A 24901-nucleotide genomic window follows, 5' to 3' on the forward strand; every position below is an offset into this window, starting at 1 on the left:
CGCTCCCGGCCCGGTTAGCCGTGCAGCTCCCGGTACGCCTTGGCGGCGGCGGGATGCAGGGGGACGCCGGCGGTGTTGATGAGGCTCTCCGCGCTGAGGAACTGGACGCCCAGGGTGGACTGGGGGATCAGTTCCGCGGCCGAGTGCACCAGCAGCTGGACCGTCCGCTCCACCGTGCCATCATCGAGGTCTTTGCGGCACAGGAGCAGGTTGGGGGCACCCACCGTCCACACCGCCGGCACGTCGGAATAGCTGCCGTCCGGGATCAGGACCCGGTCGTACATCCCGCCGTACCGCCGTCGAAGTTCCGGCAGCAGGCCGGACAGGTCCAGAAGTCCCAGGGCCACCTCCTGCTGAGCCGCGGCAATGGCAGCCGTGGGAACCCCGCCGGACCAGAACAGGGCATCCACGGTTCCGGCCTTGAGGGCGGCGATGCCGTCATTCAGGCCAAGATGTTCAACGGTGGCTGTTCCGGCGGTGGGCCTGGCCGAATCCGCCGAGGTGCCCAGGCCGGCGGCCTCAAGCAGCCGGGGAGTGGTCAGCGATGTGCCCGAACCCGGTTGGCCCACAGCAACCCGGCGTCCCGCCAGCCCGGAAATGTCGCGGACGCCGCTGTCCTTCCGCACCACGCAGTGGACGTAGTTTTCGTATACCTTCCCCACCGCGGCGATCTCCGCTCCCGCCCCCGGCTGGACGGCCGCGTCGGCCAGGGCGACGGCAAAAGCGGCCCTGCCGGCATGGAGTTCCTCGATGTTGTCCAGACTCCCTCCGGTGGCTACCGCCATGGCATGGCGCGCAACGCCGTGGCGTTCCAGCGCTGCCGCCAGCAGGGTGGAGAACTCCAGATAAAACCCGCCGGGTTCACCGCCGGCCACTGTCAGGCTCTCCGGCCGGCCGCCGCCGGTACAGGCGCCGAGGGACGGCGGCAGAAACCCTGCAAGTCCGACGGCGACAGCTGACTTGAGCACGGACCGGCGGGGTGGCGGGGTGGCGGGTTCACGCAAGGGGACCACCTTCGCTGGACGTCGGCGCCACAACGATGAAAGCCGATGCGGAAAACTCGATCCGGGCCGATAACCCGTGCGGAGCCGCCTTGGACAGCACCAGCCGTCCGCCGTTGGCTGCGGCCAGCTCCTCCACAATGGTCATGCCCAGTCCCGTACCCGGGACGGAGGAGTGCCGCGGGGACCGCCAGAACCTGCTGGTTGCGGAGGTGAGCTCCGCGTCCGAAAGCCCCGGACCGTCGTCGGAAACCTCCACTGTGACACGGCCCCGGTGCGGGCGCACCGCAACCCTGATGATGGCGCCGGGCGCATACTTGACGGCGTTGTTCAGGAGTTCGCCGGCCATCTGGGCCAGCTCTTCCGGGTGGCAGGCAACCAGGGCCGGGAGGCGCGGCGGCGGAGCCAGGACCAGCCCGCAGCCAGCCTTTTCCGCCAGTGGTGCGGCGCGTTCCACCTCCCCCTGGAGGATCGGATAAGGGTCCACCGGCTGGGCCGGCGCATGGTCAGCGGAGCGGACGGCAGCACGCAGGTAGCCTTCGGATGCCCGGTGTTCCGCGGCCGCGAGCTTCAGCACGCCGTCAAGGATCTCTTCGACCCGCTCAAGTTCCGCCATCGCCTGCTCGGCTGCATCGTGTTCCCGCGCAGTCTTGAGTTCGAGCTGGAGCAGGTCCAGCCGCAGCCGCAGCGCACCCACCGGGTTCCGCAGCTGGTGCGAGGTGTCCGCGATCAGCTGCCGTTGCGCGGCCATGCTGGCGCTCACGGTCCTGGCCATGGCCGTGAAGGAACGGCTCAGTTCCCGCAGCTCGGGGGGACCGTCCTCCGGGAGGCGGCCGGTCCGCCCGGTCCGCTCCAGCTCGTGCACGGCCGAGTCCAGCCGAAGGACAGGCCGCAGGACCCATCCCGTGACCCGGGCAGCCGCCACCAGGAGCACCGCGGCCAGCGCCAGCGCAGCAATGCCCACCAAAAGCCACCGCTCACGAAGCTTCTGCTGCGCCTTGTCCGCATGGACGTCCAGAACCACAGCACCCAGGACCTGGCTGGCGCTGCCAAACGGCCGGAAGATGACATGGGAGTCAGTGCCAAAGGGCTCCAGCGGCTCCAGCGAAGTGCCGCTGACGTTTAGCCGGGCAAGGGACAGGGCATTCTGCACATCGGGCCGTTCGGCGGGAAGACCCCCGGATTCCAGGGTGTCCTGCTGGACCCGGACCACAATGCCCTCACCGTAAAGCGCGGCATACGTGTCCATCTCCCGCTGCAGGCGCACGTTATCGCCGTCGCCGGCAGCATCAAAAGCCACCTGCGCCAACCGGTTCAGCGACGCAGCCCGGTTGATCTGCAGCTCCTGCGTCAGCTCGCGGGAGGCGGACGTGAGGATGGTGCCCGAAATCAGGAAGACCACCACCAGGCAGAGCACGCTGAGGACGCCCAGGACCCGCAGCCTCATGCGCCGGACGCCTCCACCCGGTACCCCACGCCGCGGACATTGATGATGAAGCCGGGCTTCTGCAGTTTGGCCCGCAGCCCGGTGAGGTGGACATCCAGCGACCGGGATGACGCCAGGAAAGCGTCGCCCCACAGGGCGTCCAGGATCTGTTCCCGGGTGACCACCGAGCCGGCGTGGCGTGCCAGCAGCGCGAGGAGTTCGAATTCCGTGGCGGTCAGGGGGAGGGGTGCGCCACCTTTGGCCGCAGTGCGCCGGTTCAGGTCGACCGCAACGTCTTCCAAAACGATGATGTCCTCCTGCGGAACACCGCCGGCCCGCCCGGCCCGCCGTGTCACCGCTTCAATACGTGCCAGCAGTTCCACCAGCTTGACCGGTTTGACCAGGTAGTCGTCCGCCCCGGAGCGCAGCCCGAGCACCACGCTGCGTTCGTCGTCGCGTGCCGTCAGGATCAGGATGGGAACGTCGGTGACCTGGCGGAGTTTCCGCAGGACGTCCAGACCGTCCATGTCGGGGAGGCCAAGGTCCAGGAGGATCACCTGGAAGTTCCGGTGGGAGAGCAGCGCGTCCGCGCCGCGGGACAGCCGCTGGGCGTGGTGGCCGGCGCTTTCCACGGCGGCGGTCAGGGCGCCGGCCATGGCGTCGTCGTCCTCGACGATCAGCACGTCCATTGCCATCTTCCTTGCCGTTGTGCGGTTCCCGGATCGTCCCCGCCTTTTGGAGACTACCGCCTGCCCGGCAGTTTTGCCCCACATTTCGGTCTGGGGCGGTGGTCCGGGAGCCGGGGGAGGTCATCGCCGGCAAAACCTAAGGAAGTGTTAGGAAATGCCCCGCCACGTTGGTTGTGCACTGGATCACCCATACCGTGGATGAGGTCCTCCGGCGTTGGAGGCCGATGTCACCACAAGGAGGACCTCACCGATGAGCACCCAACCAACCGCGCCCCTGTCGGAGGCAGCCCAAACCCGGCGGGCGGTGGGCAACATCCTGAAGGGATCCGCCGGCAACCTCGTGGAATGGTACGACCTCTACGTCTACACCGTCTTCGCCGCCTACTTCCAGGCCCACTTCTTCAACTCAAAGGATGAGCTCCAGGCGGGCCTTGAAGCGATGGCCGTCTTCTCGACGTCGTTCCTCATGCGGCCCATCGGGGCCTGGTTCTTCGGCCGGTATGCGGACCGCAACGGCCGCAAGGCGGCACTGACCCTCAGCGTCACGCTGATGTCCGCCGGCTCCTTCGGGATCGCCATCCTGCCCACCCAGGACGTCATCGGGCTGTGGGCCATGATCCTGCTGGTACTCATCCGCGTGATCCAGGGCTTCTCCGTGGGCGGCGAATACGGCACCAGCGCCACCTACATGTCCGAGGCAGCCACCAGCAAGCGCCGCGGCTTCTTCTCCAGCTTCCAGTACGTCACCCTGGTGGGCGGCCAGATGCTGGCCCTGCTGGTCCTGGTGATCCTGCAGAACATCATGCCCAAGGGCGACCTGAACGAGTGGGGCTGGCGCATCCCGTTTGCCATCGGCGGTGTGGCCGCGCTCGTGGTGCTGTGGCTGCGGCGCTCCATGGAGGAAACGGTCTCCGCCGAACAGATCAACGCCGCCAAGGCTCCCGCAACGGCAGGCCAGGCCCAGCCCGGCACCCTCAAACTGCTGTTCACAGGCTACTGGAAGCCGCTGCTGGTCTGCATCGGCATCACCCTGGGCGGCACCGTGGCCTTCTACACTTACACCAACTTCATCCTGAAGTTCATGAACGATACCTCCGGCATCGCCAAGACCGACACCTCCGTGATCAACTTCTGGGCCCTGTTCATCTTCATGCTGCTGCAGCCGGTCTATGGCATCATCTCGGACAAGGTGGGCCGGAAGCCCCTGCTCCTCTGGTTCGGCATCACCGGTGTGCTGTTCACCTGGCCGCTGCTGTCCACCCTTGCCGGCACCAAGGATCCGTTCACCGCGTTCCTGCTCATGATGGGCGGGCTGGTGATCGTGGGCGGCTACACCTCCATCAACGCGCTGGTGAAGGCTGAGCTCTTCCCTGCCTCCATCCGCGCCCTCGGCGTGGGCCTGGGCTATGCCATCGCCAACTCGCTCTTCGGCGGTACCGTGCCGCTGATCGGCGCGGCCTTGCAGAAGGCGGAGCGGGAGGACCTGTTCTTCACCTACGTCACGGGGGCCATCGCGATTTCGCTGGTGGTTTACATCTTCGCTCTGAAGAACAAGAAGACCACACACCTGGACGACGAACAGGGCCACGCCTGGGAACAGGCACCACAGGGCGGCGGCAAGGACAAGGATCCCCTCGGCGTTTAGTCCGGGCGGCGCTAAGGTGCCTGGCTCCCAAGGAGGCGTACGACGGCGGCTGCCAGGCCGGCGTCGTACGCCTCCTTTTGTTGAGGCTGCCGAATGCTCCTGGATCCTGGTCCCGGCTGGCCACGGGGCGCGAGGGCTATATTGGGCAATGTCAGCACACCACCACCATCGCGGGAGTCTGCACCCATGGCCAAGGAACTTGCCACCCAGCTTGTCGAACAACTCAGGGCTGCCGGGGTGCAGCGGATCTACGGGATCGTGGGGGACAGCCTCAACCCGATCGTGGACGCCGTCAGGCAAACGGGAGGCTCAGCGAAGGGTGGCATCGACTGGATCCATGTCCGCCATGAGGAAGCTGCAGCCTTTGCCGCAGCGGCCGAAGCGCAGCTCACCGGCAGGCTTGCGGTGTGCGCCGGCTCCTGCGGGCCTGGCAACCTGCACCTGATCAACGGGCTCTACGACGCCAACCGTTCCGGTGCCCCGGTCGTGGCCATTGCCTCACACATTCCCAGCAAGCAGATCGGCAGCAGCTACTTCCAGGAGACTCATCCGGACCGGCTGTTCAACGAGTGCTCTGTTTACTCCGAACTGGTCAGCACAGCGGAGCAGGCGCCGCGGGTGATGCACAGTGCCATCCAGCACGCGGTGGCACTTCGGGGAGTCGCCGTCGTCACCCTGCCCGGTGACATTGCCGGGCTGGAGGCCACGGTCCATACCCCGGCGCCTGCCACCTTCCGGCCGGCCGCCCTGGTACCGGACTACGCAAGCGTGCAGGCGCTTGCGGATGCGATCAACGACGCCGGCAAGGTGGCCATCTTCGCGGGCGCCGGCGTGGCGGGGGCGCACACCGAGCTGATGGCGCTCGCCGAGCTGGCCAAGGCACCGGTGGGCCACTCGCTGCGCGGCAAGGACTTTGTCCAGTACGACAACCCGTTCGACATCGGCATGACCGGCCTCCTCGGCTATGGGGCTGCAGCCGAGGGCATTGAGGACGCCGACCTGCTCATCCTCCTGGGCACGGACTTCCCGTACGACCAGTTCCTGCCGGACACCCGCACCGCGCAGGTGGACCGGGCAGCCCATCGCCTGGGCCGCCGGACCGACGTCGACATTGCCGTGCACGGTGACGTGCTGCCCACGCTCCGCGCACTGATCCCGCTGGTAAAGGCCAAAAAGAGCAGCCGCTTCCTGGACCAGATGCTGAAGAAACACGACCGGCTGATGAACAAGGCCGTGGGTGCGTACACGCGCAACGTGGAGAAGAAGCAGCCCATCCACCCGGAGTATGCAGCCTCGCTGCTGGACCAGGTGGCCGCTGAGGACGCCATCTTCACCGCGGACACCGGCATGTGCAACGTCTGGACGGCGCGATACATCAACCCGCTGGGAACCCGCCGCCTGATCGGGTCTTTCCTGCACGGCTCGATGGCTAACGCCCTGCCTCACGCCATCGGTGCGCAACTGGCCTACCCGGGGCGCGAGGTCATCTCCGTTTCCGGTGACGGCGGCCTGTCCATGCTGCTCGGGGAACTCATCACCCTGGCGGCCTACAAGCTGCCGGTCAACGTGGTGGTGTTCAACAACTCCACCCTCGGCATGGTCAAGCTGGAGATGCTGGTGGATGGCCTCCCGGACTTCGGCGTGGACGTGCCGGACACCAACTACGCGCAAGTGGCCAAGGCCCTGGGCTTCCACGCTGTGCGGGTGACTGATCCCGGGCAGGTCGAGGCGGCGTACCGGGAGGCGTTCGCGCACCCGGGCCCGTCACTGGTGGAGCTGATCACGGACCCCCAGGCGTTGTCCATTCCGCCCAAGATCTCCGGCTCGCAGGTGATCGGTTTCGCCACCGCCATGTCCAAAGTGGTGCTCAACCGTGGTGCAGGGGAGGCTGTGAGCATGGCCCGCAGCAACCTGCGCAACATCCCCCGGCGCTAGGCAGGAGGATCGGGGCGGCTCCTGCCTGGCGCGGGCCGCCCTGCCACAGGGCATCGAAGGGGGCGCCGGAGGCCACGCGGTTGCGGATGCTGGCCGTGACAAAGTCCTTCGCGGCGCGGGCGGCTTCCAGGGGGCTCGCGCCCTTGGCCAGCTCGGCAGTCACTGCGGCCGCAAGGGAGCATCCCGCACCGGACACGGCCACCTCGCCCACCTTCTCCGCGCGCAGGACCTCGAGGGTTTCGCCGTCGTAGAAAACGTCGACGGCGTCCGGGCCTTCCAGCCGCACTCCGCCTTTTGCGAGCACCGCAGCCCCGCTCAGTTCATGGATGCGGACGGCCGCCGCCTTCAGGGATTCCACGTCGGTGATCTGCAGGCCGGACAGGGATTCCGCCTCGAAGTGGTTCGGCGTCACGAAGGTGGCCAGCGGCAGGATCTGTGCCTTCAGGGCCTGGTCCGTGTCCAGGGCGAGCCCGGGTTCCTGGCCCTTGCAGATCAGCACCGGGTCCAGGACCACGTTGCGGAACCGGCCGCCGTCGAGGGCGGCAGCCACGGTGCTGATGGTGGCCGGGCTGCCCAGCATTCCGATCTTCACCGTGTCCAGCACGGACGGTGCGCCCGACGACGGACCGTACGCCGCCGTCGTCGCCTCCAGCTGGTCGGCGATCACCTGCTGGTCCACCGGCACGAAGCGGTGGTTCCAGCTGTCGTTCGGGTTGAAGGACACGATGCAGGTCAGGTTGGCGATGCCAAAGACCCCCAGCTCCTGGAACGTCTTCAAATCGGCCTGCGCACCGGCGCCGCCGGTGGCTTCGGAGCCGGCGATCGTCAGGACGACGGCGGGAGCTGCTGCGGGGGACTGGATATCGGCGGAAACGGAAGTCATGGCACCATCCTGCCATCCGGCGTCGGACGCCCGCTTTGTGTGGCTGAACAGCGGGGCCGGACCCCTTGCGTTCAGGGCTCCAGCTGCACCAAGACGTCAGCTGCGGGGCGGGGGGTGTCCCTGTGCTCCGGGCCGCGCCGGTCCTAGCCCTTGAGCGCGGCGTCGAGCAGCGCCTGCAGCTCGCGGAAATGACGCTCGGTAGCCTCCGCATTGAAGGCCGAGGTGTCCGCCATCGAGTAGCCGTGGGACGCGCCGGGATAGATCTCGTTCGAAGCTTCCAGGCCCGCGGCCTGGAGCGCCTCACCCAGGCGGGCCACTGCCTCAGGGGCCATGCTCTGGTCGTGGTCGGCGTGGCCGAACACGAACCGCGCACGGGCGTTGCCGAGTCCGCGGTGCGGGCTGTCCGGGGCGTCAGTGGCCAGACCGCCGCCGTGGAAGCCGCCGCACGCGGCCACTACATCCGGCCGGGCGGTGGCGGTGCGCACTGCAAGCCTGGCTCCCATGCAATAACCGAAGACGCCGATCGGACCCGGCGCCACTCCGTCCACCGCACGGAGCGCCTTGACCCACGCATCAATATCAGCCACGGCCTTGTCCGGCGTGAGGCGCCCCACCCGCGGGAAGGCGGCTTTGCCGGCGGCCTCCCTGCCTTCCGGCGTGGTCATGTCGGTGGCCGGAGCGAGCTCGGCGGCCTTGCCCTCCCGGTAAAAGACGTTCGGGGCGAGCACGATGTAGCCCCAGTCGGCCACCCGCTGTGCCATGTCCTGGATCCGTGGGCGCAGGCCGAACGCGTCCATGTAGAGGATGACGCCGGGAAACGGGCCGGTACCGGTGGACGGACGGGCCACCAGGGCCTCGGCGGGGCCTTCTGCGGCAGCGATTTGAATGGGCATTGGCTCAGGATATCCGAACCGGCCGGGGATTCTACTCAGGAGTAATACCGGCCCAGGGTCTCGGCCTTAAAGTCGAAGAAGGTGCCGGACTCGATGGCCAGCCGGGCATCGTCCACCATTTTCACCACGAACCGCTCGTTGTGAATGGAGATCAGGGTGGCGGACAGCATCTCCTTGGCCTTGAACAGGTGGTGGATGTAGGCCCGCGAGTAGTTCTGGCACGCGTAGCAGTCGCAGCCGTCCTGGAGCGGGCCGAAATCGCGTTTGTACTTGGCGCCGGACAGGTTGAAGCGGCCCTGCGGCGTGTAGAAGGCCGAGTTCCGGGCCACCCGGGTGGGGGAGACGCAGTCAAAGGTGTCGGCACCGTTTTCGATGGCGGTGAAGATGTCGTCCGGCTCGGAGATCCCCAGAAGGTGGCGCGGTTTGTCCTCAGGCAGTTCCTCGTTGCACCACCGGACAATGGTGCCCAGGTTCTCCTTTTCCAGGGCACCGCCGATGCCGAAGCCGTCAAAGGGCATGGCGCCGAGGTCCCGGCAGGCCTTCCGGCGGAGGTCCTCGTACTGCGCACCCTGGATCACGCCGAACAGGGCCTGGTACGGCTTGCCCACCCTCTCGGCGGTCAGCCGGAAGTGCTCGTCGATGCAGCGCTCGGCCCACAGCCGCGTGCGTTCCAGTGATTCCTCCTGGTAGCCGCGGGAGTTCTGCAGGGTGGTCAGCTCGTCGAAGGCAAACATGATGTCCGCGCCGATCCGGTGCTGGACCTGCATGGAGATCTCAGGGGAGAACCGGTGCTTGTCGCCGTTGAGGTGCGACTTGAACCAGACGCCGTCATCGTCGATGTGCGCAAGCCGCTCCTTGCCGGGGGCCACGGCGTCGTCCGGGCCGGGTGCGCCCGCGGCAGTAACAGTCTTCATATCGATGACCTTCTTGAACCCCGATCCCAGGCTCATCACCTGGAACCCGCCCGAGTCCGTGAACGTGGGCCCGGACCAGTTCATAAAGGCGCCAAGGCCGCCTGCTTCATCGAGGATGTCCGCGCCCGGCTGCAGGTAGAGGTGGTAGGCGTTGGCCAGCAGGGCCTGCGCGCCGAGGTCCGCCATCGATTCCGGCAGGACCGCCTTCACCGTGGCTTTTGTTCCGACGGCGATAAACGCCGGCGTCCGGATCTCACCATGCGGGGTGGTGATGGTGCCGGTGCGGCCCAGGAAATCACCGCCGTTGCGGTCCACCTGCGCGGCCGGCGGCGTGCACGATTCACCCAGGCGGGTGCCCACCGTGAACGAGAAAGCGGACTGGTCGGCGGGCAGGGCGGAATCGGCTGGCACCGTACCAGTGTGCCAGCAAAAGGGGCAGGCTCCTTAGCTCACCGGTTCGGATGTGGGGTAGTTCTCAGCCCGCCAGGAATCCCAGGACGTGCGGATCTCCTCAAGCTTCGCGGCACCCAGGTCATAGGTGGAAATGATCGCCAGGGACCCGCCGTCGGGCCGCACATCCTCAATCCTGGGCTGGTCGGCAACGATCAGCAGGCCATCGCCGTGCTCCGCGTATCCGTGGACCGTCAACCCCACCTGGTGGTTGCTCCGGAACCAGACCTTCCCGGAGATCTCCTCGCCGGTGGCCAGCCGGAGCCGGTAGTCCTCGCCCGGGGCCGGGACGTCCGAGAGGCCCAGCTTTTCAATCGCGGAGCCGGGCCCGCCAGGCACCTGCAGGAACAGCGTGTGCCGCTTGCCGTGCGGATGGCGCTCGAGCGCAAAGCGGAGCTGCTGCAGGAAGGTCAGCCAGCCCTGGGTGATGTCCTCGTCCCAGGCGGCCCACTCCGAATTATGGTCCAGCGCTGCCCGCGTGATGCTGACGCGGGTTCCGTTGGGCTCGGGATGCAGTTCGAAGACGTCGCCGCCGTGGACCGTGAAGCTGGTATGGTCCGGCGCTTCCTCTTCGTCCCCGGAGAAGTAGATCTGCTTGATCTCGGCGTCCAGGTCCTCGGCCTGCCAGCCGTGCCATTGGGCCACCTTGGACGGTTCGCGCAGCATTGTCCAGACCTGCGGCGCGTCAGCATTGATTACAACGCTCAGATTGTTAGTCATAGCCCCGAATCTACAACGCGGGCCATGCGCCGGGTAGGGGGCATTTGTCCCCGCCGGCGTTCAGGAGCGGACGGCCTCAAGTTCGTTGCTGATGCGGCGCTCCAGTTCGCCCGTCCCGATGGTTTCCGAGCCGCCGTGCGCCCGGAGGAACAGCAGGGATTCGAGCCGCAGGAGCCGCCATTCCCGCTCAGCATCGTGGTTGGAGTTGTCGATGGACCGGAAGATTTCCTTGTCGTACAGGTTGGGCTCGTTGAGCGAGCGCTGCCTGACTTTCGCCGCCATCCGCGCCTTGAAGGGGTCCGTTTCCTGGTTTTCCGGGGTGCGGATCAGCTTTTCGTAGACCTCGGCACGCTCCTCCTGGCCGTTCTGCCGGCAGATGTAGCTGGACAGCGCCAGCGAGGCTTCCACGGAGGCCCACCGGCCGGGGTTCCCGTCGTAGGGCAGGACGTTGAGCAGGTCCGCGACAGCCAGTGAGCTGTCCGCATCCTTGAGCGTGACAAAGAGTTCGTGGGCGAGGTCACTGAGGTCCTTGAGGCAGCTGCCGGACTTGACGTTGACCCCCTTCGCCAGCCGGTCGGCCAGCAGCAGCACGCCTTCGGCATCCGGGTGGGCTTCCGCTGCCGCTTCCACCACGGATTCCGGGGTGCCGTTGGGCGCCGGGATCAGGGCGAGTTCCTCCTCACCGGGGCCCGTGGCAGCGGGAGGGGCAGGGGGCAGGGGAGGGACGACGACGGCGGGAGCGGCAGGTGCCGCAGCCGCCGTTTCGCCGGGCTGCTCCAGCCGGGCCTCCTCAAGGGATCCGGTCTCCGGGGCGGGGCCAGCCTCCTTGGCAGCGCCGGTCTCGGTGGCAGGGCCGGTCTCCCCGGCCGGGCCAGCCACCTCAAGGGGGGTGGCCGGCAGCGGAAGCTGCGTGACGCCGTCGAACGCGGTGTCCACCACCGTCACGGCCGTGCCCACGGCAATCCGCAACGTGCCCCCGCCGGACAGGCTGGCGAGGACCAGCGCGGGTGCACCGAAATCGTCCGATTCAAGCTCAACCTGGCGGATTTCCGCTGTCCGCTCACCGTCCGGCAGGAGGATGTGGCTGCCGGTGGTCAGAGATCCAGCCTGCTGTTCGCTGTAGTTCCGGGCGGCTGGTGTTTCGGTCATGGGAGTCCTTAAGTTCTCTTGCGGTCCGCCCTCCAGTCTACAAAGGAGGGCGCCGGAAGTCGGGGACGCCGGGTGCAGCCGAGGGTGTCAGAAGCCCACGCCCGCGAAGGCCAGCGCCTGGCGGATCAGGCCGCCGCGGCCGCCGGTGAACTCCAGCTGCACGCCGGGGCTCAGCACTTCCTCGGGGGTCATCCAGGTCAGTTCCAGGGCGTCCTGGCGGGGTTCGCACTCGCCGGTCACCGGAATGACGTAGGCCAGGGACACGGCGTGTTGCCGGTCGTCCGTGAAGCCGGTCTGGGACGGGGCCGGGAAATATTCGGCCACCGTGAAGGGGACCGGGCTGATGGGCAGCTGCGGGAAGGCGAGCGGGCCGAGGTCCTTTTCCATGTGGCGGAGCAGGGCGGCGCGGATGGTTTCGCGGTAGATGACGCGCCCGGACACCAGTGAACGGACCATGGTGCCGTCCTCGTCAGCCTGGAGCAGGGTTCCGACTTCGTTGACGAAACCCAGCGGATCAAGCCGCACCGGCACTGCCTCCACGTACACCATGGGCAACCGCCCGCGCGCCTCAAAAAGGTCTTCTTCGGAGAGCCAGCCGGGATTCGGGTCAGGTGTGCGCACGTTCATGCTTAAGTTCTACCCCATGGGACGGTGCTCGGAGATCCATACCGTGGTGGGGACGTGGGCCGCGCCGGACCCGGCATCCGGGTTGGCCACGTGGAGCGTGCTGCCAAAGGCCTCCTCCGTTACCGTTGCCTCGAACCCCGCGGAGGCGAGGCGCGCCCGCAGCGGTTCCAGGCCGCCGTCGTACTCAAAACCAATACCGGAGCGGGGCGGGCCTGCGGCCGGACGCACCAGGATGACGCCACCGTTCTTGGCGGTGAAATCGGCTGTCTCGTCGGCGTCCGGCACGGGGCGCGGACGGGCGCCAACGTGGCTCAGCGTCCGGGCTGCCGAGGCGGTATCCTCCGTGAACCAGACCCCGACGACGGACAGGGCCTGGTCAGCCTCCGCGCCCCCGGTGGGGGCGGCTTTGTCGGCCAGGAAAGTGAAGCCGTCCGGTGCTGTGATCCGGCAGGTTTCGCCGTGGTCCGCCGTGATGATTTCCGCAGGGGTGGTCCCGTCATCCTGCGCCGAGAGGTTGGTCCGCCGGGTGAACTCCGCAAGGTCGCCCACCTCCACTGCGAATGCTGTGGTTCCGTCCTCGGCTGCCCCGTCCGGCACCGCGTGGAGGGCAAGGCGTCCCGAACCGGCATCGAAGACCTGCCATCCGGGCTCATTTTCGCTGCGGACCATGCCCAACTCAGCGAGCAGCAGCTCCCAGACATCGATCCTGGACGTGAAATGAAGCGGACGGACACGCAGCATGATCATTCCTTTTCTTCGCTTGAGCAGGCGTAAGCCCATGGTGCCACGGCCCGTGTCCTCCGGGGAGGGCTTGTACCGGTGCCGGTCACAGGCAGAATGGGGCCATGGCTGTTGAACTCGAGGAACTGCTGGTGCCGGATGCTGCCGCCTGGCGCCGCTGGCTGGAGGAAAACCACCAGACCAGCCCCGGCGTGTGGCTGATCCTGCACAAGAAGGGCGGAAACGTCACGGAGCTGGACTACGCGGCGGCGCTGGACGAGGCGCTGTGCTTCGGCTGGATCGACGGCCAGGGCAAGGGCCGTGACGGGGCAAGTTCACTGCAGCGGATGACGCCCCGCGGACCCAAAAGCATGTGGTCCGCCCGGAACGTGACGCACATTTCGCGGCTGGAGGCCGAGGGCCGGATGACCGATGCAGGGTGGGCAGCGGTGAATGCCGCCAAGGCAGACGGCCGCTGGGACAAGGCGTATGAGGGGCAGGCCACGGCCGAAGTCCCGGCCGATCTGGCCGCCGCCATCGCCGCTGTTCCGGCGGCCCAGGCGATGTTCGACGTCCTTACCAAAACCAACCGCTTCGCCCTGATTTACCGCACCAATTCGGTCAAGCAGGCTGCCACCCGGGAACGGAAAATTGCCGGCTTGGTGGAGATGCTGGCCCGCGGGGAAACGCCGTACCCGCAGAAAAAGCGTCCGGCCGGGACGTAACAGTAATTGGGTCCTGGCGGCTGGCCGAGTAGGATCGATGGTTCACTTGCGCTGATGCCGCCTCCTGATCCGGGGGCGGCATTTGTGTGTTCGGCAACGGAACGATACCCATGATCCGCAAACCCTTCACCATTCCCACCTCCATTGTCCCGGGCCGCCCCCTATGGTGGGCTGCCGCGGCGGCCGCTGCCGCCTTGGTGGTGGTCCTCTCACTGGTCCTGTCCGGCAACGCCGGCTCGGGTGCAGCTTCCAAGGCCGCCCGTGTTCTCGGGAGCGTCGCCACCGCCCAGTCCGCTGCTCAGGAGCGGACGGGCGCTTATGCGTCCCTGTGGCTCACGGGCAATGACAGGACGCTGACGGAGCGTGGGCAGGACGTGGCGGCGGACGGCGCCGAGGACGTGCGCAGCATCGAGTGCGGTGGGGGATGGCTTGCCGGGGCACGGGTGGACGGCCAGGTCTTCCTGCGCAGCAGCACGGCCGACGCCGTCACTGGGGATCCGAAGTCCGTCCGGCTTCCGGAGTGCATCAGTACCGAGGGCCGGGATGCCCTGCTTGCGGACTTGGGTGTGGAGCAGGCGTGGCCCGCAGCGGACGAGGCCGCGCTGAAAGCCCCAGAAGGGGACCCGGGCTACCGCCCGGCCTACCATCTCTCCCCGGAGCAGCGCTGGATGAACGATCCGCAGCGCCCGTTCTTCCTGGACGGACTGTGGCACTACTACTACCTTTACAACGGCGACTACCCCGAGGGGAACGGCACTGAGTGGCTCCATGCCACCAGCACGGACCTGGTCCACTGGAAAAACGAGGGTGTGGCCATCCAGAAGTTCCGCAACGGGTTGGGGGACATCGAAACCGGTTCGGCCGTCGTCGACACCGAAGGTACCGCTGGCTTCGGCAAGGGCGCCGTGGTGGCGGTCCTCACCCAGCAGCACGACGGCGTCCAGCGCCAGTCCCTGTTCTACTCCACGGACAACGGGTACAGCTTCACCAGCTATGACGGGAACCCGGTCATGGAGAACCCAGGCGCGGAGCACTGGCGGGATCCGCGGATCGTGCGCGACGAGGCCAGCCACCAGTGGCTGATGCTGCTCGCCGAAGGCCACAAGATCGGCTTCTACACCTCCACGGACCTGAAGCAGTGGACGTACGTCTCCGCCTTTGCACGGGACGGGCTGGGCATCCTGGAGTGCCCGGACTTCTTCCAGATGGACGTTGACGGCGATCCGGCCCGGCGGACCTGGGTCCTGGCCGCCGGTGCCAACGGCGCGGCAGAGGGCCGTACCACCGGACTGGCGTACTGGACCGGCACCTGGGACGGCAAGGGCTTCACGGCGGACGGCGACCACCAGTGGCTCGACGCCGGACCGGACTTCTACGCCGCTGTCACCTGGGACGATCCGCGGCTTACTGACGGGCAGCGGAAGGCTTCCCGGCACGCCATCGGCTGGATGAACAACTGGGCCTACGCCCGGGACCTTCCCACCAAGGATTGGTTCGGTGCGGCTTCCGTGGTGCGTGAGGTCCGTTTGGCGTCCGACGGCGGGCGCCCGGCTTTGGTCTCCACGCCCACCCCCGCGCTCGCATCTTTGGAAGGGGCGCCCGCCCCGGTTCCGGCGGGACCGGTCCAGGACGGGGCCGGCGCGGTGCTGCCCGTTCCGGCCAGCGGAGCGTTCAAGGTGGACCTGGAGCTTGAGCGGCCGGCCTCCGGGACCGGCGAAGCCCGCGTGCTGCTGCAAAGCGGCGGCACCACGTACGCCACCATTGGCTACGACTTTGCCGGTGGCAAGGCTTTTGTGGTCCGGGAGGGCGACGCGGTGGCAGCCGGAAAGGACGGCGCCCGAACCCGTGCTCACGAGTACGCGCAGGTGCGTTCGGCGGAAGGCAAAGCAGACCGGAATACTGTCCGGCTGACGGCTTACGTTGACCGGTCCTCGGTGGAAGTGTTTGTGGAGGGCGGCCGGCAGACCCTCACCTCGCTGGTCTTCCCGCCGTCGGGCGCCAAGGACGTGCGGCTGGCTGCGGAGGGCGGCGCCGTGAACGTGAAGAGCGGAACGGTCACGCCGCTGGCAAGCATCCGCTGACCTGCTGCCCTCAGGGTTCGATCGGGAAAGCCACGCCTTCGCCGACTACCCGCAGGCAGAGCTCCATGCCCGGACGGGCGATGCTGGCGTTCCAGTGCCTGATGGTGATGATCTCGCCGCCGCCCGGGTATCGGTGGTCCGCGCCGGTGGCGAGCTCAGGCGGGACCGCAAGCTTGAGCCGCACCGTGGTTTCCGGGCCGAAGTAGTCGGTGTCCACAACGACACCCCGGATGGGCCCATCCTCGGCGATCCGGATCTGTTCGGGCCGCAGCATCAACTGGACCAGACCCTGCGCGGGAGGCCGGCGGACGGGAATGCCGCCCAGGGAGCAGGTAGCCAGCGAGCCCTCCATCCACGCGTCCAGGATGACGGCGTCACCCAGGAACTCGGCCGTGGCGCGGTCGGCCGGGCGGGTGTAGACCACAAAGGGGTTACCGATCTGCGCGAGCTTCCCGCCGCGCATCACGGCCACCTGGTCGGCGAAGGACAACGCTTCGGCCTGGTCGTGGGTCACCAGGATGGTGGTGACGCCCGTCTTGTTCAGGACATCCGCCACCGCCCGCCTGGTGGCTACGCGAAGTCCGGCGTCGAGGGCGGAGAACGGCTCGTCCAGCAGCATCAGCTCGGGCTCGCGTGCCAGGGCCCGGGCCAGGGCTACGCGCTGCTGCTGCCCGCCGGACAGCTGGTGGGGCCGCCGCTTGGCCATGTCCGGGTCCAGCGAGACCATCTCCAGCAGTTCCCGCACCCGGGCCTCCACCGCCCGGCGTCCGCCACCGGATGCAGCGGAATCCAGTTTCGCCGGGTCAAGCCCGAACGCCACGTTCTTGCCCACGCTGAGGTGGGGGAACAAAGCACCGTCCTGGGCCACATACCCGATGTGGCGTTTGTGCGCCGGTACCCAGGCGCCGTCCCCGGCAACCTTGGCACCGTTAAGGGAGATGCTGCCGGTTTCCGGATGATCAAACCCGGCGATCAGCCTCAGGAGTGTGGTTTTCCCTGAACCCGATGGACCAACAATGGCGGTGGTCCCGCCCCGGGTAACGGAAAGATTGACGCCCTTCAGTACAGCCTGGCTGCCGAAGTTCCGGGTGACGTCGGTGATGACCAGGTGGCTGTCGGTGGACTCCGCCACGGAGGGTGCCACGCGGGGTTCCGGCAGCCGCGAGGAGGCTTGTTCCATCGGTGCCTGCTGGACCGGCGCTTGTTCCATCGGGGCTTGTTCGATCACTGTCCGGCTACTTTCTTGGACTGCTGGAAGAGGAGGTAGGTCATGGGGGCCGAGAGCAGGATCATCAGCAGGGCGTAGGGTGCCGCCCCGGCGTAGTCGATCTCGCTGCTCTTGCTCCAGAACTCGGTGGCCAGCGTGCGGGTCCCGTTGGGGGACAGCAGCAGGGTGGCGGTGAGTTCGTTGGCGATGGCCAGGAATACCAGGGCAGCGCCGCCGGCGGCCGCGGGGGCGCTGAGCCGCAGCGTGACCCGGATGAAGGCGAGCAGCGGCGGCTTGCCCAGTGCCTGGGCCGCCTCATCGAGTTCCTTGGGTGCCTGCGCAAGACCTGCCCGGAGGTTCACCAGCGCCCGGGGGAGGAACAGCAGGACGTAGGCCGCCACCAGCACCCCGGCGGTCTGGTACATTCCGGGCACCACCCGGATGCTCACCGTTACAAAAGCCAGGCCCACCACGATGCCCGGCAATGAGCTGGTGATGTAGTTGGAGAGCTCCAGGGACTTGCTGAACCAGCCGGGATGGCGGACAGCGAGGTAGGCCATGGGGAAGGCCACCACAGTGGTGGCCGCCGCTCCGGCCAGGCCATAACCGAGCGTGGACACCAGGGCCGGGAGGAACTCGTCGGCAGCCCACACGGCGGGGCCGCCCGCCACGGTCCAGCGGACCACGAAGTACAGTGGCAGCCCCACCGCCAGTGCGGTCAGGACCAGCAGGAAGGCCTGCGCCGGAACCTGGTACCCGCGCAGCGGCAGCCGCAGCGCCTTGGCCTGGGCGCCGGACCCGATCCGGGCATACCTCGCCGTTCCGCGGCTGCGGACTTCGGCCAGGAGCAGGAGGAGGCAGAAGAACACCAGGACGCTGGCCAGCATGTTCCCGGCAGCGCCATTAAAGGTGGACTGGTACTGCACCATGATGGCGGTGGTGAACGTGTCGAAGCGGATCATGGCAAACGCCCCGTACTCGGCCAGCAGGTGCAGCGCCACCAGCAGCGCGCCGCCGGTCATCGCAATGCGGAGCTGGGGGAGAACCACCCGGAAAAACGTCCGCCAGGCACCCAGTCCCAACGCGGCAGCCGACTGTTCGATGGCCGGGTCCAGCCGGCTCAGCGATGCGGCGGCCGGGATGTACACCAGCGGGAAGTAGGACAGTGTGGCAATCAGGACTCCCGAGCCCAGGCCACCCATGGAAGGAACGGCGGAAACCCAGCCATAGCTATTGACGAACGCGGGAATCGCCAGGGGAGCGGCCAGCAGGACGGCCCAGATTTTGCGTCCCCGCAGCGTGGTCCGTTCAACCAGCCACGCCCCCACCACACCCAAAAACAGGCACAGGGGAACGGTGATCGCCATCAGCAGGACGGTGTTCAGCAGCAGCTCGGCAACCCGGGGCCGGAAGATGAGTCCGACGGCGGTGTCCCAGCCGGTTGCCACCGTCATGTACACCACATACCCCAGGGGAACGAGGGAAAAGAGGGCGATCAGCACCGCCAGGACGGACACTGCAGAAACGCCGAAAGGCGGGCGGGGGCTGTTGCCCCGGCCCGCCGTCGTCGTGCTCCTTTGGGGTGGAGCCGATAGATCGGAAGTCACGAAATTACAGGAGTCCTGCCTTGGTCATCAGGTCCGTGACCTTTTCGGAGTTGAGCTTGGCGGGGTCCACGGCGGGAGCCTGCAGCTCCGCGATCGGAACGAGCTTCTCGTTGGCCGGGACGTCGGAGGCGATCGCGTACTCGAAGGAGGTGCCGTCCTTCAGGACTTCCTGGCCCTTCTTGCCGGTGATGAACTTCAGGAATGCCTGCGCTGCAGCCTCGTTCTTGGAGGTCTTCAGGACACCGCCGCCGGAGATGGAGACGAACGCGCCCGGGTCCTGGTTCTTGAAGTAGTACGGCGTGACGTTCTTGGAGTTCTCGCCGGTCTTGGCCTGGTCACCGTAGTAGTAGTAGTGGTAGATCAGCGCGGCATCGACTTCACCGGCGTTGACTGCCTTCATGGCGGTGCTGTTGCCCTTGTAGGCCTTGAAGTTTTCCTTCATGCCGGCAAGCCACTCTTCGGTGGCGGCCTCGCCCTTGAGCTCAAGCAGCGCCGAGACGATGGCCTGGAAGTCCGCGCCGGTGGGCGACGCTGCCCACTTGCCCTTCCACTCGGGCTTTGCCAGGTCAAGCATGGACTTGGGGAGCTGGTCTTCGGTCAGCTTGGCCTTGTCGTACACCAGGACGGTGGAGCGGGCAGCGATGCCGGTCCACTTGCCGGTGGAGGGCCGGAACTCTTCAGGCACCTGTTCGGTGGTGGCTTTGTCCACGTCGGTGAAGAGGTCCGCGTTTTCCACCTGGGTCATGGCCGGGGAGTTCTCGGTGAGGAATACGTCCGCCGGTGACGCGGCGCCTTCCTGGATGATCTGGTTGGACAGCTCAGTGTCCGAACCCTGGCGCATGGTAACCTTCACGCCGGTCTCGGCCGTGAAGGCGTCGATCCATTCCTTGGTCAGGCTCTCGTGCTGGGCGTTGTACACCGTGATTTCGCCTGAGACTGCCCCGCCCGAGGCGGAAGCGGCGGCTGAACCGGTGGAGGCGGGGGTGCCGCTGCCGGCGCAGGCGGTCAGGCCGAGTGCGGCGCTGGCGGCGAGTGCAATGCCGGCCAGTGCGCTGTTGCGAATCTTCATTGAGGGCGCTGCTTTCTGGGAAAGATTGAGGCGGACCACGGTCCCGGTGAGTCCTGGGGAAGGGAAGCTCACCACTGGAACTGTAGGGTAGGCAAACCTAACGGGAAAGCCAGAAAGCGCTTAAAGTGAGCAGCGTCACATCAATTACGTAACTGTTGCGTGCCGTAATCCAGTGCGGCGATGGACGTGGCCGCTTCGATGGCCATCCAGGCCTGCAGTTGCGTGGAGAGTTCGACGACGCCGCCCCCTTCGGAAGGGCTGTCACCCGGGTGCGCCGCATGGACGGGGAAGATGAGCCGTGCAGGATTGTTACCGTTGCCGCGGCCGGGCCTGACGCTGGGGCTGCGGCCGCTGTCCGCGGCGGCTGGCCGCCGTCCTTCCCAGAAAGCTTCCGCGGTGTTGATGACCAACCGCGCGGCCGTGGCCCGCGCCTGCCGGGGAAGCCGGGAATCGGCTGCGGCGAGCGCAAGATAGCGGCAGAGGATTCCGGTGAACAGGCCGCCATCGCCCGTTCCGTCGCAGCGCAGCACCATGCGTTGGCTCGCCGATGCCGCGCGGTCATTGCCGCTTCCCGCACTGCCACTTCCCGCACTGCCACTTCCCGCACGGCCGTTTCCCGCCGGGACCGTCAGGTGCCGGTCCACCGCCTCCACAAGCGCGGCGGCCCTGGCAAGATTCGCTTCGCCGCCCACCTCCAGCAGTGCGCCCAGGACCGGCCCCTGGTTATAGGTGTAGACGGCCCGCTCGATCACCACGTTTCCGTCCGGTCCGAGCCGGGCGCCATCGAGGTAGATGCCCTGCCCGGCGTCGAAGAGGGTGGTGTGCAGCCAGTCCAGCAGGGCCTGGGCCTTGGCCTGCTGGCCTGTGCGGGCGTAGAAGAGGGCCACTGGTGCGGTGGCAGGGGTGTTCTTGAAATCGCGTTGTTTGCTCCAGAAGGAACCGCCGCCCAGGTCATCGGTGCAGGCGGCGTCGAACTGCAGGGCGAGGGACCTGCGGACCGCCGCGTTGCGCCGCCGCCCCGGCCGGCGTGTTTCCTCCGCCAGTGCGTCGAGCCGGAGGGTGGCGAGGGCGAGCCAGGCCATGTCGTCGTAGTAGTTGTTGACGAACGTAAAGGCGTTGCGGAGCCGGATTCCGGTGACCAGCCGGGAGGCAAGGCGTCCGGCGCTGGGACGCTCCGGGCCGTTGTACCGCGCAGCGGGAGTGGCGCCGTTGCCCAGTTCGCGGCGGCCGGCATCCACCAGGCAGTCAACGTAGTGGGCCTGCCACCAGTAATGCCAGGGCTGGAGGAGTTTGCCCTTCACGCCGTGGCGCCAGCCGGGTGTGGGCCAGTGGATGGCACCAAGATGCGTGCCCGGCAGGAAGAACAGCCGCCTGCCAAAGAGTGCTGTGACCGAGCGGGCGGCCGCATTGGCCCGCTCGTGCCAGTCAATGGGTGGGGCGGCATCCGCGGCAGTCATAGGTTCAACCCTAGCCGGGCCCGCGGCGGCGCCGGCAACAGCCGGATGGTGCGGGGAGGCGGCAATTTCAGTTAACATTCACTAACTAATGCTTCGCGGTCACCGGCCGGAGCAGGCCCGCATCAAGGAGGATGTATGGACGTCACAGGCAGCGTTGCGTTGATAACGGGAGGCGCGTCGGGTCTGGGGGCGGCTACTGCGCGGAGGCTGTTCGACGCCGGCGCTTCAGTGGTTCTTGTTGACCTTGCCTCCTCTGCGGGCGGCGCGCTCGCCGACGAGCTGAACGTCCGGGCCAGCGCTTCCGGCGCTGCGGGCGGCCTGGAGGGAAAGGCGGCAAACCCGGGAAACTCCGCGGTCTTTGTCCCCGCGGACGTGACCAGCGAAGAGGAAGTGCAGGCCGCCGTCGACGCCGCCACCGCACTGGGTCCGCTGCGCATCGTGGTGAACTGCGCGGGCATCGCCACCCCCGGAAAGGTGCTGGGCCGCGACGGCGTGCTTCCGCTGCAGGCATTCAACCGTGTCATCCAGGTGAACCTGGTCGGCACGTTCAATGTGCTGCGGCTGGCAGCGGCCGCCATGGTGGCCGCTGAACCGGCCGTCACTGAGCTGGGCGGACCCGAACGCGGCGTCATCATCAACACCGCCTCGGTGGCCGCCTTTGAGGGGCAGATCGGCCAGCCTGCCTACGCTGCCTCCAAAGGCGCAGTGGCCGCCATGACCCTTCCCATCGCGCGGGAGCTGGCACGCTCGCTGATACGGGTGGTCACCATCGCACCGGGAATTTTTGAAACACCTATGATGGCGGGCCTGCCGCAGGACGCGCAGGACTCCCTCGGCGCGCAGGTGCCCCACCCCTCCCGGCTCGGCAAACCCGCCGAATACGCCCATCTGGTGGCGCACATCGTGGACAACGCCATGCTGAACGGCGAGACCATCCGGCTGGACGGAGCCATCCGGATGGGACCGAAATGACCCTCCCCAAAACTGCCGCGCTGCCGGACGCCGACTTCTTCGCCGTCGAATCCCTGCTGAACCAGGCCGAACGGGACAAGCTGGCCGAACTGCGGGAATTCCTGGCTGCGGAGATCGCCCCCTATGCCGCGGACTGGTGGAACAAAGCGGAATTTCCGGCGCACGTCCTGCCCAAGCTCGCGGCCCTGCAGCTGAGCACCCCCGCGCAGCGCGGCTACAGCCATCTCTTCGCCGGCCTGGTCATCGCGGAAATGACGCGCGTGGACACGTCCATCGCCACGTTCTTCCTGGTCCATCACGATCTCTTTGTTGAATCGCTTTACGCCTTCGGCAGCGCCGACCAGAAGCGGCGGCTGCTGGATGACGCCTCAAACCTGCGCATCACCGGCGCGTTTGCCCTCACCGAGCCGGACCACGGTTCGGACGTGGCCGGCGGCATGGAGACCCGCGCCCGCAGGATTTCGTCCACCACCGGCAGGCCCCACCCCGGCGGGGACACCTGGGTGCTCAACGGCGCCAAGCGGTGGATCGGCAACGGAACCTTCTGCGACTACATGCTTGTCTGGGCCCGGGATGAAGCGGACGGGGCGGTGCGCGGCTTCATCGTGGATGCCACCCTGCCCGGAGTCACCCGGACCCGGATTGAAAACAAGACCGCCCTGCGGACGGTGCAGAACGCGGACATCGTTTTTGACGATGTCCGGGTGGCGGAGGCGGACCGCTTTGCCGCCATCAGCAGCTTCGAGGACACCAACGAGCTGCTGCGCGGCTCGCGCATCATGGTGGCGTGGCAGGCGGTGGGGCAGCAGCTGGCGGCGTTCGACGTTGCCCGGCAGTACGCCGTCGAACGCCATCAGTTCGGCCGCCCGCTGGCGCAGTTCCAGCTGATCCAGCAGCAGCTGGTGACCATGCTCGGGAACACCGTGGCGGGCATGGACATGATGGCCGGGCTGGCCAGGCTGCAGGACAGCGGCGCCGCGGACATGCCGCGGGTGGCACTGGCCAAGTCCTATATCAGCGCGCGGATGCGGGAGACCGTGGCGCTGGGCAGGTCCATCCTGGGTGGAAACGGGATCGTCACCGACTACCGGATGGCGAAGATCTTCTCGGACGCGGAGGCCATTTACACGTATGAGGGCTCGTTCGAGATCAACACCCTGATTGTGGGCCGCGCCGTCACCGGGGTCTCGGCGATCGTCTAGTCCCCGGCCGGGTAGGGCTGTTTCTCGCCTGCCTCGACGCGCACATCCAGGGAGTTGTTCTTAACCGGCATGGGGCACGTTCCGTACGGCGTGAAGGCGCTGGGGTAGTTGATGGCCCGGTTGAAGTCGAGGACCACGGAGCCGTCCGGCCGCGGCCGGGGAACGGCCAGCTTGCGCCAGTCATCGGTGGTTTCACCGTTGGTTTCGTCATGGAATGTGACGGTCAGGGCTCCCAGCTTTTCCTCCTCCGCCTGCAGCCGCATCTCGTGCGGACTGCCCGGCACGCGGAACAGCACTTCGCCCACCGTCCGGTGGATGCCGTCCACCAGCGGGTTGGCGGTGGCGATCGGCACGTCCACTGGCTCCGGATACGGCTCAAACCTCCCAACAACTTCCCAGTCAGGGCTGTAGCCGTAGGTGGGAACGCCGCGGAATTCGGTGCAGACGGGGGATACGGCATCCCGGGTGCGGATGGCGTAGCGGCCTCCCCGCATGGCCAGTTCAACCACCACCTGCGTACCGTCCGTCCCGCCGAACCGCACCCACATCAGGGACTCTTCGTCGGCGAGCGCCGCCGTAACCGTCCCGTCCACCGCCTGCTCTGTCTCCACCAGGAACAGCCCGTCGGCCGGCACAGCGGTGAGTGACGCCGTCGTACCGTCCGTGGACCACATGCCCGGCGCCTGCTCGACGGCGGCAGGGGACCTTTCGAGCCATTGGAAGGAGGTGAGGGTCAGCCAGCCGTGGCGGGCGGCCAGGGCCTTGTTCCGGTTGTCGCGGAAGCGCTGCCAGCGCTCCACCTTGGCGGCTGGAATGGTGCTCATGGTTCCTTTCGGCGCTCTGTTGTGCCCTGGCTACAACTGCAGCCGGACCTCCTTCATTCCGAAGCAGGAGCGGGGCGGATCCGGTGAAGACTGTGGTTTGCACTGTTGAATGGATGTTGTGGACATACTTGCGGGAGTCAGCAGCGATTGGCTCAAACACCTGACGTGGATCGTGGCACTGGCTTTCGCGGCGGTGGTACTCCTGCTGCGGCGCCCCTGGCGTCCGGATCAGGCCCTGCTCGCAGGCTTCCACGTCTTTATTGCCGCCAGCCTGGCTGCCGGTATTTACGTACTGAACCATTTGGGCGAAGGCCGCTGGGGCGGCGACAAGGAACCCAAGCTGGATCCGCCGTCGTTCTCCGAAACGCCCATGGTGGGACAGTTCCTGGAACCGCTGGACGGGGCGCTCAGCGGTATGGCCGACGTTGTCAATGAGTTGGGCGACTTCCGTGCTGCCTTCCCGGTGGCGCTGGACTTTTTTGTTGCGGCCGGCTGGGCCCTTGCGGCCGCGGTTCCGGCCGGGCTGTGCGTCCTTGTCGGCAACGCCTGGGAAAACAAGCGCAGGAGGGCAGAGTCTGCCGCCGCGGTAAAGGAGCTTGCACGGCTGCGGGCGGAGCTCGAGAGCGTGAAGCAGCATGTTGGCTATGGGTCCGGGGCCGACATTATCTGAGACGGATTCCCGTGAGGTGCCGCACTCCGGGTAGC

Annotated in this window: 22 protein-coding genes; 7 read left to right on the top strand and 15 right to left on the bottom strand. The window is 67.3% G+C overall.

The genetic code is table 11. The features are described from left to right. Nucleotides 1–14: 14 nt before the first annotated feature. From BACI348_RS03945 to BACI348_RS03955, 3 genes are read right to left on the bottom strand one after another with little or no spacing between them, the layout of a single operon-like run. Nucleotides 15–1013 carry a TAXI family TRAP transporter solute-binding subunit gene (locus tag BACI348_RS03945; protein WP_159824048.1) on the bottom strand — a complete coding sequence of 333 codons (999 nt, stop codon included), beginning with the start codon at nt 1011–1013 and terminating at the stop codon, nt 15–17. Then, nucleotides 997–2448, bottom strand: a complete 1452-nt coding sequence (locus BACI348_RS03950) for a sensor histidine kinase (RefSeq protein ID WP_159824049.1) — start codon at nt 2446–2448, stop codon at nt 997–999. Before BACI348_RS03950 ends, BACI348_RS03945 begins: the two co-directional genes overlap by 17 nt. Continuing rightward, on the bottom strand, nt 2445–3116 hold the full coding sequence (locus tag BACI348_RS03955) for a response regulator transcription factor (RefSeq protein WP_159824050.1): 672 nt from the start codon (nt 3114–3116) through the stop codon (nt 2445–2447). The genes BACI348_RS03950 and BACI348_RS03955 overlap by 4 nt, the downstream gene beginning before the upstream one ends. Before the next feature lie 250 nt (nt 3117–3366). On the opposite strand from BACI348_RS03955, the gene BACI348_RS03960 reads away from it, so the two are divergent. Next, complete coding sequence (locus BACI348_RS03960; protein WP_159824051.1) at nt 3367–4761, top strand: MFS transporter; 1395 nt, start codon at nt 3367–3369, stop codon at nt 4759–4761. Between the two features lie 186 nt (nt 4762–4947). Continuing rightward, the gene (locus BACI348_RS03965; RefSeq protein ID WP_159824052.1) at nt 4948–6696 is read left to right on the top strand and encodes a pyruvate dehydrogenase; all 1749 of its coding nucleotides are present in this window, start codon (nt 4948–4950) and stop codon (nt 6694–6696) included. On the opposite strand, the gene BACI348_RS03970 is transcribed toward BACI348_RS03965, so the two are convergent. The 7 genes from BACI348_RS03970 to BACI348_RS04000 form a co-directional block, all read right to left on the bottom strand. After that, nucleotides 6629–7579 carry a hydroxymethylpyrimidine/phosphomethylpyrimidine kinase gene (locus BACI348_RS03970; RefSeq protein ID WP_236557417.1) on the bottom strand — a complete coding sequence of 317 codons (951 nt, stop codon included), beginning with the start codon at nt 7577–7579 and terminating at the stop codon, nt 6629–6631. The two genes, BACI348_RS03965 and BACI348_RS03970, sit on opposite strands and share 68 nt — an antisense overlap. Nucleotides 7580–7722: 143 nt before the next feature. Then, nucleotides 7723–8472, bottom strand: coding sequence for a dienelactone hydrolase family protein (locus BACI348_RS03975; RefSeq protein ID WP_159824053.1), 750 nt, complete (start codon nt 8470–8472; stop codon nt 7723–7725). 35 nt (nt 8473–8507) lie between these two features. Beyond that, nucleotides 8508–9797 (bottom strand): tRNA guanosine(34) transglycosylase Tgt, encoded by a 1290-nt coding sequence (tgt, locus tag BACI348_RS03980; protein ID WP_159824054.1) that lies wholly within the window; start codon nt 9795–9797, stop codon nt 8508–8510. Between the two features lie 33 nt (nt 9798–9830). Continuing rightward, complete coding sequence (locus BACI348_RS03985) at nt 9831–10556, bottom strand: SRPBCC family protein (RefSeq protein ID WP_159824055.1); 726 nt, start codon at nt 10554–10556, stop codon at nt 9831–9833. A gap of 60 nt (nt 10557–10616) precedes the next feature. Continuing rightward, complete coding sequence (locus BACI348_RS03990; protein ID WP_159824056.1) at nt 10617–11705, bottom strand: DUF6707 family protein; 1089 nt, start codon at nt 11703–11705, stop codon at nt 10617–10619. 87 nt (nt 11706–11792) lie between these two features. After that, nucleotides 11793–12332, bottom strand: coding sequence for an NUDIX hydrolase family protein (locus tag BACI348_RS03995; protein ID WP_159824057.1), 540 nt, complete (start codon nt 12330–12332; stop codon nt 11793–11795). 9 nt (nt 12333–12341) lie between these two features. Further along, nucleotides 12342–13073 (bottom strand): VOC family protein, encoded by a 732-nt coding sequence (locus tag BACI348_RS04000; protein ID WP_159824058.1) that lies wholly within the window; start codon nt 13071–13073, stop codon nt 12342–12344. A 104-nt stretch (nt 13074–13177) separates the two neighbouring features. Here BACI348_RS04000 and BACI348_RS04005 point away from each other — a divergent pair, with 104 nt between their 5' ends. Beyond that, nucleotides 13178–13777: a YdeI/OmpD-associated family protein gene (locus BACI348_RS04005; RefSeq protein ID WP_159824059.1), complete on the top strand. Its 600-nt coding sequence runs from the start codon at nt 13178–13180 to the stop codon at nt 13775–13777. Nucleotides 13778–13887: 110 nt separating this feature from the next. Further along, nucleotides 13888–15858, top strand: a complete 1971-nt coding sequence (locus BACI348_RS04010; RefSeq protein WP_159824060.1) for a glycoside hydrolase family 32 protein — start codon at nt 13888–13890, stop codon at nt 15856–15858. Nucleotides 15859–15868: 10 nt separating this feature from the next. On the opposite strand, the gene BACI348_RS04015 is transcribed toward BACI348_RS04010, so the two are convergent. The 4 genes from BACI348_RS04015 to BACI348_RS04030 all read right to left on the bottom strand — a co-directional run bounded on the left by BACI348_RS04015 (nt 15869) and on the right by BACI348_RS04030 (nt 21198). Beyond that, a complete protein-coding gene (locus BACI348_RS04015; protein WP_201298487.1) occupies nt 15869–17038 on the bottom strand; it encodes an ABC transporter ATP-binding protein in 1170 nt (389 codons plus the stop codon). 44 nt (nt 17039–17082) lie between these two features. Further along, nucleotides 17083–18672 carry an ABC transporter permease gene (locus BACI348_RS04020; RefSeq protein WP_201298368.1) on the bottom strand — a complete coding sequence of 530 codons (1590 nt, stop codon included), beginning with the start codon at nt 18670–18672 and terminating at the stop codon, nt 17083–17085. 4 nt (nt 18673–18676) lie between these two features. Beyond that, the gene (locus BACI348_RS04025) at nt 18677–19741 is read right to left on the bottom strand and encodes an iron ABC transporter substrate-binding protein (RefSeq protein WP_159824061.1); all 1065 of its coding nucleotides are present in this window, start codon (nt 19739–19741) and stop codon (nt 18677–18679) included. A gap of 140 nt (nt 19742–19881) precedes the next feature. Further along, nucleotides 19882–21198: a glycoside hydrolase family 76 protein gene (locus BACI348_RS04030; protein WP_159824062.1), complete on the bottom strand. Its 1317-nt coding sequence runs from the start codon at nt 21196–21198 to the stop codon at nt 19882–19884. 135 nt (nt 21199–21333) lie between these two features. Between BACI348_RS04030 and BACI348_RS04035 the strand changes: the two genes are divergently transcribed. Both BACI348_RS04035 and BACI348_RS04040 read left to right on the top strand, forming a co-directional pair. Next, entirely contained in the window at nt 21334–22170 is an 837-nt protein-coding gene (locus BACI348_RS04035; protein WP_159824063.1) for an SDR family NAD(P)-dependent oxidoreductase, read from the top strand. Next, entirely contained in the window at nt 22167–23372 is a 1206-nt protein-coding gene (locus BACI348_RS04040) for an acyl-CoA dehydrogenase family protein (protein WP_159824064.1), read from the top strand. The genes BACI348_RS04035 and BACI348_RS04040 overlap by 4 nt, the downstream gene beginning before the upstream one ends. Here BACI348_RS04040 and BACI348_RS04045 read toward each other — a convergent pair. Next, a complete protein-coding gene (locus BACI348_RS04045; RefSeq protein ID WP_159824065.1) occupies nt 23369–24196 on the bottom strand; it encodes a DUF1684 domain-containing protein in 828 nt (275 codons plus the stop codon). The two genes, BACI348_RS04040 and BACI348_RS04045, sit on opposite strands and share 4 nt — an antisense overlap. A gap of 109 nt (nt 24197–24305) precedes the next feature. Between BACI348_RS04045 and BACI348_RS04050 the strand changes: the two genes are divergently transcribed. Further along, nucleotides 24306–24866 carry a hypothetical protein gene (locus BACI348_RS04050; protein ID WP_236557419.1) on the top strand — a complete coding sequence of 187 codons (561 nt, stop codon included), beginning with the start codon at nt 24306–24308 and terminating at the stop codon, nt 24864–24866. Nucleotides 24867–24901 lie beyond the last annotated feature (35 nt).

This window comes from Arthrobacter sp. 9AX, assembly GCF_902506095.1.
Classification (GTDB): Bacteria; Actinomycetota; Actinomycetes; order Actinomycetales; family Micrococcaceae; genus Arthrobacter.

Bases quoted from the DNA above. Each gene is read 5' to 3' on its own strand.
- BACI348_RS03950 (WP_159824049.1), bottom strand. From the start codon at position 2,448: ATGAGGCTGCGGGTCCTGGGCGTCCTCAGCGTGCTCTGCCTGGTGGTG.
- BACI348_RS03955 (WP_159824050.1), bottom strand. From the start codon at position 3,116: ATGGACGTGCTGATCGTCGAGGACGACGACGCCATGGCCGGCGCCCTG.
- BACI348_RS03960 (WP_159824051.1), top strand. From the start codon at position 3,367: ATGAGCACCCAACCAACCGCGCCCCTGTCGGAGGCAGCCCAAACCCGG.
- BACI348_RS03965 (WP_159824052.1), top strand. From the start codon at position 4,948: ATGGCCAAGGAACTTGCCACCCAGCTTGTCGAACAACTCAGGGCTGCC.
- BACI348_RS03970 (WP_236557417.1), bottom strand. From the start codon at position 7,579: ATGACTTCCGTTTCCGCCGATATCCAGTCCCCCGCAGCAGCTCCCGCC.
- BACI348_RS03975 (WP_159824053.1), bottom strand. From the start codon at position 8,472: ATGCCCATTCAAATCGCTGCCGCAGAAGGCCCCGCCGAGGCCCTGGTG.
- BACI348_RS03985 (WP_159824055.1), bottom strand. From the start codon at position 10,556: ATGACTAACAATCTGAGCGTTGTAATCAATGCTGACGCGCCGCAGGTC.
- BACI348_RS03990 (WP_159824056.1), bottom strand. From the start codon at position 11,705: ATGACCGAAACACCAGCCGCCCGGAACTACAGCGAACAGCAGGCTGGA.
- BACI348_RS03995 (WP_159824057.1), bottom strand. From the start codon at position 12,332: ATGAACGTGCGCACACCTGACCCGAATCCCGGCTGGCTCTCCGAAGAA.
- BACI348_RS04000 (WP_159824058.1), bottom strand. From the start codon at position 13,073: ATGCTGCGTGTCCGTCCGCTTCATTTCACGTCCAGGATCGATGTCTGG.
- BACI348_RS04005 (WP_159824059.1), top strand. From the start codon at position 13,178: ATGGCTGTTGAACTCGAGGAACTGCTGGTGCCGGATGCTGCCGCCTGG.
- BACI348_RS04010 (WP_159824060.1), top strand. From the start codon at position 13,888: ATGATCCGCAAACCCTTCACCATTCCCACCTCCATTGTCCCGGGCCGC.
- BACI348_RS04015 (WP_201298487.1), bottom strand. From the start codon at position 17,038: ATGGAACAAGCCTCCTCGCGGCTGCCGGAACCCCGCGTGGCACCCTCC.
- BACI348_RS04025 (WP_159824061.1), bottom strand. From the start codon at position 19,741: ATGAAGATTCGCAACAGCGCACTGGCCGGCATTGCACTCGCCGCCAGC.
- BACI348_RS04030 (WP_159824062.1), bottom strand. From the start codon at position 21,198: ATGACTGCCGCGGATGCCGCCCCACCCATTGACTGGCACGAGCGGGCC.
- BACI348_RS04035 (WP_159824063.1), top strand. From the start codon at position 21,334: ATGGACGTCACAGGCAGCGTTGCGTTGATAACGGGAGGCGCGTCGGGT.
- BACI348_RS04040 (WP_159824064.1), top strand. From the start codon at position 22,167: ATGACCCTCCCCAAAACTGCCGCGCTGCCGGACGCCGACTTCTTCGCC.
- BACI348_RS04045 (WP_159824065.1), bottom strand. From the start codon at position 24,196: ATGAGCACCATTCCAGCCGCCAAGGTGGAGCGCTGGCAGCGCTTCCGC.
- BACI348_RS04050 (WP_236557419.1), top strand. From the start codon at position 24,306: ATGGATGTTGTGGACATACTTGCGGGAGTCAGCAGCGATTGGCTCAAA.